A 10,898-nucleotide genomic window follows, 5' to 3' on the forward strand; every position below is an offset into this window, starting at 1 on the left:
ACTAGCCTTGTGAACGCATAATTTCATTACGTTCTAGCACTTTTTTCTTCCATTGTTCTGCACGACGAGTACGGTCAGCCACTTGACCTACCAATTGACCACAAGCTGCGTCAATATCATCCCCACGTGTCTGACGAATCGTACACACAAAACCAGCATCAGACAAAGTTTTTTGGAAAGAAATGATGCGATTTCGGCTCGAACGCCCGTATGGTGCATGTGGGAATGGATTAAATGGAATCAAGTTAATTTTACTTGGTAAATTTTTCAACAACTTAATCATCTGCTGTGCATGTTCAGGATGATCGTTGACCCCGTCTAACATGACATACTCAATTGTGACATGCTTACGTGCACTTTCATTACCATCTTTAGTGATGTAACGCTGACACGCTGCAATGAGTTGCTCTAACGGATATTTTTTATTAATTGGTACTAATTCGTTACGTAACTCATCATTGGTTGCATGTAATGAAATTGCAAGCGCAACATCAATGTCTTGAGCCAATTGATCTATCTTCGGCACAACCCCTGACGTTGACAATGTGACACGGCGTTTAGACATTCCATAGGCGAAATCATCAAGCATGATACGCATTGAGTTAAGCACAGCATCATAGTTCAATAATGGTTCGCCCATACCCATCATTACCACGTTGGTCACAGAACGCTCACGTTCAGCAACAGGCACATCTTCCATATAGGAATAGTTCGCCATCCACAACTGACCAATAATTTCAGCCTGTGTTAAATCGCGTTGGAAACCTTGTTTTCCGGTTGAACAGAACGAACAGTCCAAAGCGCAACCGACTTGTGATGAAATACATAAGGTTTTACGCGAACCCGTTTTATCCTCAGCAGGAATCAGTACTGTTTCAACCAAAGAACCCGCACCATCACCTACACGGAATACCCACTTACGTGTTCCATCTTTAGAATAGTTTTTATGCACGACTTCTGGTGCTTTAATTTCACAAATCTTTTCAAGTTTTTCACGTAATTTCCCTGAAATATTGGTCATTTCAGCAAAATCAGTAACGAAGAACTGATGAATCCATTTCATCACCTGACCCGCCCGGAACTTTTTCTCCCCCATATCCTCAAAGAATTTTTCCATTTGCGGACGTGACAGGCCAAGTAAATTCACTTTCTGTACAGTATCAGCCTGCTGTACTTGAACAGTAGTGGGCTGTTGTTCATCTAAATTGACGGATGAAGCGACAACTTCAGAATTCATGAGTATTACCTAAACCATAATGTGGGATAAAAGAACATGCTTAATTTTCAAGCAATAAAATCTTTCAGAAATAAAAAAACCAGATAAGCAGTATAGCACTTATCTGGTTTGAATACTGCGAATTAACGAGTACGTGGAGCGATCTCAGTTTGAGCGAAGAAGTAGTTAACTTCACGATCAGCAGATGCTACAGAGTCAGAACCGTGAGCAGCATTTTCGTCGATGCTTACAGCGAAGTCAGCGCGGATTGTACCTGGAGCAGCTTCTTTAGGGTTAGTAGCGCCAAGGATGTCACGGTGAGCGAGAACTGCGTTTTCACCTTCAAGAACTGATACAACAACTGGACCAGAAGTCATGAACGCAACGAGGTCAGCAAAGAAACCACGTTCTTTGTGCTCAGCATAGAAGCCTTCAGCTTCAGCTTGAGTTAAATGTTTCATTTTAGTCGCAACGATTTTAAGACCAGCTTTTTCGAAACGAGCAAAGATGTCACCGATGTGGTTTTTAGCAACTGCATCTGGTTTAACGATAGATAAAGTACGTTCAATAGCCATGATTGGCTCCTTTAGTCAAATTGACATGAAAATTTTGGCGCATTATACCGAATAATGCGCGATTATCTGCTTTTCGCGTGTAAAAAAATGGTTTTTTTCGATCGATGAATTATCGAGCTTCGTCAATCCAAGCCATTTGAATTGCTTCTAACAATCCTTCTGTTGATTTGTTTGGATCATCTTCGAACTCTGGAAGCGCACAAACCCATGCATGAAGATCAGTAAAACGGATCCATTGTGGATCTACATCTGGATGGGCTTCATACAGTTCAATTGCGATATCAAGGGTGTCTGTCCAACGTAAACCCATACTTATTCCTAAATCATCTTTGGTGAATTCATGGCTTAATTTTAGCAAAAAGCAAATCAAGACGTACAATTATATTGCTTTTGTACGCCTTATCATGCAATCAACTTACCCTCACAATATGATATTCAATGCTGGAGCAGCTAAGATAATACCACTCGCAACCGTCGCCCCAATTAAGGCTCCAACTAAAACATCAGTTGGGTAATGCAATCCCAATACCATGCGCGACAACGCAACCAAAATGGTAAATGGCATCATCATCACCAGCAAGACAGGCTCTACATAACCCAATACGATTGTTGCCATTACTGCATGCAATGTATGACCAGAAGGAAAACTAAAATGATCTAGTGGTCTTTCGCCAATATGAATAACTTGGTGAACTTGGTATGGTCGTGGACGTACTGTTTTTGTTTTTAAAATTTTATAAATCAGCGTACCTAACGAAGCAGCAACAACAATATATAAAATTTGAATAGTGTATTGCGGTCCTTGCAGTAGCCACACCAACGCCACCATCATGTACCAAAAAACTCCATCTCCGAGCCGACTAATAATTTTAAATATGAGTGCAATACTTTGTGTATGCGATAGATTATTGAAATAGAGACATCCTCTTAGATCAAGATCAAGTATTTTTATTTTGGTATTTTTAAAATTCATTTCACTCTACTCCTATCGTTCAAGCCATGAGCGTTTTCTGCTGCACGACACGATAAAATGCATGTTCGAGTTGTTGAACTGGATGTTGCCATCCGACTTGTTGTACTTTTTTCATTGCTTGCATCCCCATTGCATGCAAGCGTTTGTTTTGGGGCAGATTAACAATATATTGAATCAAGGTTGCAGGCTCACCCAAAGGTGCTAACCATGCTGTTTCCGCATCTAAATACTGCTTAGCACAAGCATAATCATAAGCAACGACAGGCAATGCACTCGCCATCGCTTCAAGCACGACATTGCCAAATGTCTCTACTTGACTGGCAAAAACAAATACATCTGCGCTTGCAAAAGATTCAGCAAGATTTGTACCACTTAAGCTTCCAGTAAAGATGATATCGGTATGTTTGCTTTGACGAACCAAACGCGAATAATCGGGCCCATCCCCCACGATGACCAACTTAAATCTGCGCGTTGTTTGTGTTTTAAGTTTTAAATAGGCATCAATTAACACCTGAATTTCTTTTTCAGGTGAAACACGACCAACATAAAGTAGCACAGTTGTATTTTCACAAGCATCCCATTGTCGTCTGAGTTGCACACTTCGAAAAGTAGGTGAAAACTTTTCAACATCCACCCCAGTTTTAATCACTTCAACTTGACATGTAACACCAAAGTTACGTATCGCATCAGCCGAGTCCTGACTTGGCACACAGGTCAATTGCGTATTGTTATGAAACCATTTGAGATAGTGCTGAATCGGCTTGACCATAAAAGCAAGATCATAAAACCGACTAAAGTCATGAAAAGCAGAATGAAAACCACTACTCACAGGAATCTTTTTGTTTTTTGAGAGCTGAAGTACCGCTAAACCTAATGGTCCTTCCGTCACGATATGCACCAAATCTGGTTGAAATTCATCAAATGCTTTAGCCACTTTGCCATACTGTGGCCAGCCAAATTGCATATGGGCATACTTCGGAATGGTTTGACCATTCACCAAACACTCACGGTTCGGTGAAAATTCCGAACATATTTGTTTTTGTGAAGGTCGTACCAATAGAATTTTGTGACCAAGTTTCTGTAGACCTTTGCAAATCTGTAGTAAAGACAATGAAACACCATTCAGTTCTGGCGGCCATGTCTCCGTAACGACAGCTATTTTTAATCTAGATCGCCCCAATTGCTCAAGCACCGATACATCCCGATCGGAGTTTTGATTTTTAAATTTTAGCCTCTGGTGATCATATTGCGTTGTCGATCTAGGCAATACAGTGTCCATGATTCCCATCATCACACCTCTTTTGTATTTTTTTCATACTTTTACTTTAGAGATGGATCATTTCATTATGATGATGATTTCATTAAATACTTGTCATAATTAGAATAGATGACTGATTCACCGACCACCCTCAAACACGCGACAAGAAACTACGAATTCAGAATAATTTAGTGAAATAAAGTACGATGCGCAGCAAAAAATAATGCTTGCTCAAAATCAATAACAGGTTTCAACCATCCTGTTGCAGCAACTGCAAGATGCGCTTTCTCACCTATTATTTTTAAATCGGGTTGATTCAATGTTGCTGTCATTGCTCGTTCGAACATTTCTACATCACCGAGAGGGATCAACCATCCCGTTTCATCATTCACAACATGCAGTTTGGCACATGCATAATCATAAGCCACCACTGGCAAGCCACTTGCTAATGCTTCAAGCGCGACATTTCCAAAGGTTTCAACTTGACTTGGAAAGATAAACACATCTGCACTGGCATATGCACTAGCCAAGTCTTCGCCAGTCAAACTTCCCAAAAAAATAATATCGGGATGATGACCCGCAAGAGCTGCAAGTCTTACTCGATCTGGTCCATCTCCGACAATGACCAATTTAGTATAATGTTCGACCTCACCTTTTATTTTCACAAAAGTCCGAATAATCAGGTCTACTTCCTTTTCAGGTGACAACCGACCAACGGAAATCAGTACTCGTGTATGCTCATTTGCGGCCCATTGTTCTCTGAGCAACTGCGATCTTTTATTCGGATTAAACAATTGGGTATCAACACCTCTCCCCACCACCCTTAACTCACCGCTTACTCCCATTTGTTTTAAAGCATGCTGTGTATCTAAACTTGGCACACAAGTCACGTCTGTCTTATTGTGAAACCATGTTAAATACTTTGAGATAGGTTTAACGAGAAAAGGAAACTCAAAGTATCGACTAAACTCTTGAAAAGCAGAGTGAAAACCACTTGAAACAGGAATATTCTGAGATTTAGCCACCATTAGACTCGCAAATCCCAATGGTCCCTCTGTCACAATATGCACAACATTTGGCTGAAATACCTCAACTGCTTTTGAGATTTTAGAAAACTGTGGCCAACCAAACTGTAAGGTGGGATATTTCGGAATCGCCTGAGCATGCACCCAACACTCTGCATCAGGTTTAAACCGTTTACATTTCACTTTGGGTTGAGGACGTATCAACAAAATTTGATGACCTCGCTTCTGCAAACCCAGACATAAATTCATCAGTGAGTTTGCAACACCATTAATCTCTGGTGACCATGTCTCAGTCACAATGGCAATTTTTAATTGAGGATGTCGTTTATGCTGATCAGCATCAGGAAGAAGAATAAAATCCTCAAATGACGTATTTTTTTTGATGTTCAATAATTCAAATAATTTTTTTTGTTGTGTTGCTTGTAAATTTAGGAGTGCCATCATCACACCTTTTATTAATGTTATCCCTAAAATTTAAAAGAACATAATGTCAATATGATGATGGTTTCATGACAGCCTTGTCATAAGGCTCATTCAGATTTTCACATTTTTAAGGCTCTTGCTCTTGAACACGATCTACATCACTGCCTAGCTCATTCTCTTGCTCTTGACCAGAGTTAACTGGTGGTTCTTCAATCCGTTTTTCCAAGTTTTCTCCTTGAAGTGCTACAGAGGATTCTGATGATGTCCGATCTTCTAATTGTTTAGTTTCTTGTTCAGCATTAACTGCTACTGGTTTCAAACTGCCTTCAACAATTGTATAAACCTGTCCATTAGAAAAATCGATGTGTTGTTTATCACCATGTAACAGTGGAAATCCAACGATTTGCTCGTACTGCTCTGCACGGTTAAATTTTTGTTGAATAGAATCATAAATCCAGTAAATAAAACGACGATCTTGAAGCGTTTTATCCTCTGACAGATCAGAGAGCACTACATCATAGTAACCATCAAAATTCACATCCATATAACCAATACTATTGGGAAACGCTTGAAAGCCTTGAAGTATTTGCATGCTTTTTTGATTGGCTTTATCAAACACCTCGATACGTGTCATAAATCGTTTGAAAGGATAGTTAGCTTTAGATATGCCATAGAAATTAAAACTCACATCAGACATATTTTTTACTTTAAAAGCAGGCTCGAATTTCTTTATTCGAATCACACCCGCATGATTGACCAATGTAGATTTAAATACATTCGTTTTATAGTTAAGCTGTCCTTTCAACTCTTGAATTGCATTTGAATCATCACTCGGTTGTTCTGCTTTAAAAAGAACTTGATCGCCTTTTTGCTCCCCTTTTAATTGGATAGTGACGTTGTCTTTGAAGGAAGTAAGCGTTGCATTTGGATGAAGCACATCCATATAAAGACTCAAAAAATATTCGTTGTCTGTTGACCTCAATAACCGCTGCATTGATATGCGAACATTATCTAAGACAAGCTCAGCATCACTATTTGACGTTTTTTGCTCAATATCAGTTGTTTCTTGCGCCCATCCACAGATTGGCAAGATCGCCAATAAGTAACATACAAACGTTAATTTCATTCCCAACCTCAATCCTTGAGTTATTAAGTATTTTTGTTAGATACTAATTATTGTGTTTAGCAAAGCCTCTATCGACTGCAACTCAATCTACCTGTCATTGAGTTACTTTTTAATGACTATTTTTATCATGCCTGTCGTCTTTTTTTTCAATGCATTACAAAAAGACAAGTCTCAGGATTCAAGGTTCCTAAAATAGTGGTAACCTATTATCAATAATCCAAGGTATGAACGAGTACAAAACACTGTTTTTTTACGAAGTGCAAGGAAGCAGTGCCATACTTTGAATAAAATACAAGAAATGAAAAACACTGCCTTACCTTGAGGCACACAATTTTAATTAATAATCTGATCCATTTTTTAAGACAAAAAAGCCCACTCATTTTGAGTGGGCTTTCGCATTCAAATCAGATGATTCGAGAAATTAGTTTTTCTCTTTATCAACGATTTTGTTTGCTTGAATCCAAGGCATCATCGCACGCAATTTAGCACCAGTTACTTCGATACCGTGAGCAGCGTTTTGACGACGACGAGCAGTCATAGATGGGTAGTTCAACGCACCTTCTTGGATGAACATCTTCGCATATTCACCAGATTGAATACGTTTAAGCGCATTACGCATCGCTTCACGAGACTGTTCGTTGATTACTTCGACACCAGTAACATATTCACCGTACTCAGCATTGTTAGATACAGAGTAGTTCATGTCCGCGATACCGCCTTCGAACATTAAGTCAACGATCAATTTAAGTTCGTGTAGACATTCGAAGTAAGCCATTTCTGGCGCATAACCAGCTTCAACAAGAGTTTCGAAGCCCATTTTAACAAGTTCAACAGCACCACCACAAAGAACTGCTTGCTCACCGAAAAGGTCAGTTTCAGTTTCTTCACGGAATGAAGTTTCGATAATACCTGTACGACCGCCACCAACACCTGAAGCGTAAGAAAGCGCAAGGTTACGTGCATTACCAGAAGCATCTTGGTGAATCGCGATAAGATCAGGAACACCTGAACCACGTTGGTATTCAGAACGTACAGTGTGACCAGGTGCTTTTGGAGCAACCATGATTACGTCTAAGTCAGCACGTGGAACAACTTGGTTATAAAGAACAGAGAAACCATGAGCAAATGCAAGAGTAGCACCTTGCTTGATGTTTGGCTCAATTACATCACGGTAAAGTTGAGCTTGGAATTCATCTGGAGTCAAGATCATTACTACGTCAGCTTGAGCTACAGCAGCAGGAACTTCAGCAACTTTAAGACCAGAATTTTCAGCTTTTTTCCAAGAAGCAGAACCAGCACGTAAACCAACAGTTACGTCAACGCCAGAATCTTTAAGGTTAAGCGCGTGAGCGTGACCTTGTGAACCGTAACCAATGATTGCTACTTTCTTAGATTGGATGATAGATAAGTCGCAGTCTTTATCATAAAAAATTTGCATTGCTGTCTCCGCTAAAATGCTTTGGCTTCCGTTTGATTAGCGAATGTTAATGTGGTTCGCCAACCCCCTCCTCTCGGAGGAGGGAAGAATTTGTTAATAAAAAATTAGATTGTTAAAACTTTTTCGCCACGTGCGATACCAGACACACCTGAACGTACAACTTCAAGAATGGTATTCTCTGCCAAAGCATCAATAAAACCATCAATTTTCTCAGTTGTACCCGCGATTTGAATCGTGTAAGTCGTTGGTGTTACATCCACGATTTGTCCGCGGAAGATATCTGCTGTGCGTTTAATTTCAGCACGCGCAGAACCCAAAGCTTTTACTTTGATTAACATCAATTCACGTTCAATGTGTGAACCTTCAGAAAGGTCAACCACTTTAACCACTTCAACAAGTTTGTTGAGTTGTTTTGTGATTTGCTCAATCTTGTGATCATCACCATAAGTCGTCAATGTCAAACGAGACATTGTTGGGTCTTCTGTTGGCGCAACGTTCAAAGTTTCAATGTTATAACCACGTTGTGAGAACAAACCCACTAAACGTGAAAGCGCGCCAGATTCGTTCTCAATGAGAACAGAGATGATATGTCTCATGCTGTGCGCTCCCCTTTAGATAACCACATATCTGTCATAGATTGACCCGCGATTAACATCGGATAAACATGCTCAGTACGGTCAACCATCACGTTGATGAATACACATTTATCATTAATCGCCATTGCTTCTGCAAGCTTCGATTCAAGCTCATCGGCATGATCAATTTGAATACCTACATGTCCGTAAGCTTCCATCAACTTTGCAAAGTCAGGCAATGACTCAACATATGAACTTGAGTGACGACCTTCATAATTCATATCTTGCCATTGTTTCACCATACCTAAAGCACGGTTGTTTAAGCACAAGATTTTAACATTTAGGCCATATTGCTTACATGTTGAAAGCTCTTGGATACACATCTGAATGGATGCTTCACCTGTAATACAAACAACTTGTTGGTCAGGGAATGCAAGCTTAGCCGCCATCGCATATGGAAGACCAACACCCATCGTGCCTAAGCCACCTGAGTTAATCCATTGACGTGGACGTGTGTATTTGTAATACAACGCACCAAACATCTGATGTTGACCAACGTCAGAAGTGATGATTGCTTGGCTGTTCGTTACTTTATCTAAAGCTTGAACAACTTGTTGAGGTTTCATCGTACCGTCAGTTGGTTTTTCATATTTCAAACCATGAACCTGACGCCACTCATTGATTTGTTTCCACCAATCCGCAATAGCTTCAGGGTTCGGCTTAGAAATATTCAGCTGTTTTAATTGCGCTAACATTTCTTGAAGAACTGGCTCTACAGCACCCACGATTGGGATATGCGCCATGATTGTTTTTGAAATCGTCGCAGGATCGATATCAATGTGAATCACTTTCGCATTTGGACAGAATTTTGCAGGATTATTGGTTACACGGTCATCGAAACGCGCACCAACACATAGAATCACATCAGCGTGACCCATGGTCATGTTCGCTTCATATGTCCCATGCATACCCAACATACCAATAAATTGAGGATCATTACCAGGGAATGCACCTAGCCCCATCAATGTGTTGGTTACTGGATAACCCAATAGATGTGCTAATTCAGTCAATAAATGTGATGCATTGCCTTGAACAACACCACCGCCCGTATAAATAATAGGACGTTTAGCATTGATCAATTCATCAATAGCTTTGCGGATCTGACCAGTATGACCACGATGTGGCGGCTGGTAAGAGCGCATTTTTACTTTTTCAGGATATTCGTATGCAAATTTTTCAGCAGGGTTTGTTGCATCTTTTGGAATATCAACAACCACAGGACCTGGACGACCTGATGACGCGATATAGAAAGCTTTTTTAATAACCGCTGGAATTTCACTCGCATGACGCACTTGGAAACTGTGTTTCACGATTGGACGAGAAATACCAACCATATCCGTTTCTTGGAATGCATCTTCACCAATCAAATGGCTTGCAACCTGACCAGACAAAATCACCATTGGGATTGAGTCCATGTAAGCTGTCGCGATTGGTGTCACAGTGTTAGTCGCACCTGGACCCGAGGTCACCAGTACAACACCTGTCTTACCTGTTACGCGCGAGTATGCATCTGCCATATGACCAGCAGCTTGCTCATGACGCACGAGGTAATGATTAATTTTGTCTTGTTTGAATAGCGCGTCGTAAATGTGTAAAACTGCGCCGCCTGGATATCCAAAAACATGTTCAACGCCTTCGTCCGCCAATGCGCGAACAAGCATTTCACCACCAGATAAAAGTTCCAACGTATTCACCCTAATCTTATTTCCACGACGGTTATGGGAGACATAAGTCGTGTTTCATTCATTCGTTTGTATGCACTGTTATAGCACACATATTTCATCGTTTTTGCTGCAATAATAAAATTTTTCGATCACAACCGTTTGAGTTGCGACTGCATATTCAACATGTTGGGATAAACATATTTCTGCTATTTCATTGTCTCGGCTTAGAGACAACGTTATTGCAAGCTATGATATTTATTCGAAGGGTGATCGAACAAAACATATAAAACTAGAGCAGCATTTTTAGTTTTTTCACGACCAAAGTCAAGGTTTGCCGAAACCTTTTTATTGTTTATTTACCAACCGATTATTTTTCAAACGATAACTTTTGGTTGGATGATTTATAAAAAAAATTTCAAAGACTTATTTTTAATATTTATAGACCTCTTGCGAAAGTAAAAAACCACCTCAATCTAAATTTCATGAGATATCACAAATTAAATCGTTTTTCAGATTCTGAATTCCAGCGCTTGGTTGGTGTACCTCGACCAGTTTTTAGTGAAAT

At 40.0% G+C, this 10,898-nt stretch carries 10 protein-coding genes; all 10 read right to left on the bottom strand.

Going from position 1 to position 10,898, the window contains the following annotated elements:
* Position 1 precedes the first annotated feature (1 nt).
* Complete coding sequence (rlmN, locus tag FTV32_RS12940; protein ID WP_035265621.1) at positions 2 to 1,237, bottom strand: 23S rRNA (adenine(2503)-C(2))-methyltransferase RlmN; 1,236 nt, start codon at positions 1,235 to 1,237, stop codon at positions 2 to 4.
* Positions 1,238 to 1,359: 122 nt separating this feature from the next.
* Entirely contained in the window at positions 1,360 to 1,791 is a 432-nt protein-coding gene (ndk, locus tag FTV32_RS12945) for a nucleoside-diphosphate kinase (protein ID WP_035265623.1), read from the bottom strand.
* Between the two features lie 109 nt (positions 1,792 to 1,900).
* A complete protein-coding gene (iscX, locus tag FTV32_RS12950; protein WP_035265625.1) occupies positions 1,901 to 2,101 on the bottom strand; it encodes a Fe-S cluster assembly protein IscX in 201 nt (66 codons plus the stop codon).
* A 111-nt stretch (positions 2,102 to 2,212) separates the two neighbouring features.
* Complete coding sequence (locus FTV32_RS12955) at positions 2,213 to 2,764, bottom strand: phosphatase PAP2 family protein (RefSeq protein WP_035265627.1); 552 nt, start codon at positions 2,762 to 2,764, stop codon at positions 2,213 to 2,215.
* 19 nt (positions 2,765 to 2,783) lie between these two features.
* On the bottom strand, positions 2,784 to 4,055 hold the full coding sequence (locus tag FTV32_RS12960) for a glycosyltransferase family 1 protein (RefSeq protein ID WP_035265629.1): 1,272 nt from the start codon (positions 4,053 to 4,055) through the stop codon (positions 2,784 to 2,786).
* A 155-nt stretch (positions 4,056 to 4,210) separates the two neighbouring features.
* Positions 4,211 to 5,488, bottom strand: coding sequence for a glycosyltransferase family 1 protein (locus tag FTV32_RS12965; RefSeq protein WP_051586521.1), 1,278 nt, complete (start codon positions 5,486 to 5,488; stop codon positions 4,211 to 4,213).
* A 109-nt stretch (positions 5,489 to 5,597) separates the two neighbouring features.
* On the bottom strand, positions 5,598 to 6,596 hold the full coding sequence (locus FTV32_RS12970) for a hypothetical protein (RefSeq protein WP_180028875.1): 999 nt from the start codon (positions 6,594 to 6,596) through the stop codon (positions 5,598 to 5,600).
* 421 nt (positions 6,597 to 7,017) lie between these two features.
* Positions 7,018 to 8,034: a ketol-acid reductoisomerase gene (gene ilvC / locus FTV32_RS12975; protein ID WP_035265630.1), complete on the bottom strand. Its 1,017-nt coding sequence runs from the start codon at positions 8,032 to 8,034 to the stop codon at positions 7,018 to 7,020.
* Between the two features lie 104 nt (positions 8,035 to 8,138).
* A complete protein-coding gene (gene ilvN, locus FTV32_RS12980) occupies positions 8,139 to 8,630 on the bottom strand; it encodes an acetolactate synthase small subunit (RefSeq protein ID WP_035265631.1) in 492 nt (163 codons plus the stop codon).
* On the bottom strand, positions 8,627 to 10,354 hold the full coding sequence (locus tag FTV32_RS12985; protein ID WP_035265632.1) for an acetolactate synthase 3 large subunit: 1,728 nt from the start codon (positions 10,352 to 10,354) through the stop codon (positions 8,627 to 8,629). The genes ilvN and FTV32_RS12985 overlap by 4 nt, the downstream gene beginning before the upstream one ends.
* Positions 10,355 to 10,898 lie beyond the last annotated feature (544 nt).

It is taken from the genome of Acinetobacter sp. YH16032, from assembly GCF_013417345.1.
GTDB lineage: Bacteria > Pseudomonadota > Gammaproteobacteria > Pseudomonadales > Moraxellaceae > Acinetobacter.

Bases quoted from the DNA above. Each gene is read 5' to 3' on its own strand.
- ilvC (WP_035265630.1), bottom strand. From the start codon at position 8,034: ATGCAAATTTTTTATGATAAAGACTGCGACTTATCTATCATCCAATCT.
- FTV32_RS12970 (WP_180028875.1), bottom strand. From the start codon at position 6,596: ATGAAATTAACGTTTGTATGTTACTTATTGGCGATCTTGCCAATCTGT.
- FTV32_RS12965 (WP_051586521.1), bottom strand. From the start codon at position 5,488: ATGGCACTCCTAAATTTACAAGCAACACAACAAAAAAAATTATTTGAA.
- FTV32_RS12955 (WP_035265627.1), bottom strand. From the start codon at position 2,764: ATGAATTTTAAAAATACCAAAATAAAAATACTTGATCTTGATCTAAGA.
- FTV32_RS12960 (WP_035265629.1), bottom strand. From the start codon at position 4,055: ATGATGGGAATCATGGACACTGTATTGCCTAGATCGACAACGCAATAT.
- ilvN (WP_035265631.1), bottom strand. From the start codon at position 8,630: ATGAGACATATCATCTCTGTTCTCATTGAGAACGAATCTGGCGCGCTT.
- ndk (WP_035265623.1), bottom strand. From the start codon at position 1,791: ATGGCTATTGAACGTACTTTATCTATCGTTAAACCAGATGCAGTTGCT.
- iscX (WP_035265625.1), bottom strand. From the start codon at position 2,101: ATGGGTTTACGTTGGACAGACACCCTTGATATCGCAATTGAACTGTAT.
- rlmN (WP_035265621.1), bottom strand. From the start codon at position 1,237: ATGAATTCTGAAGTTGTCGCTTCATCCGTCAATTTAGATGAACAACAG.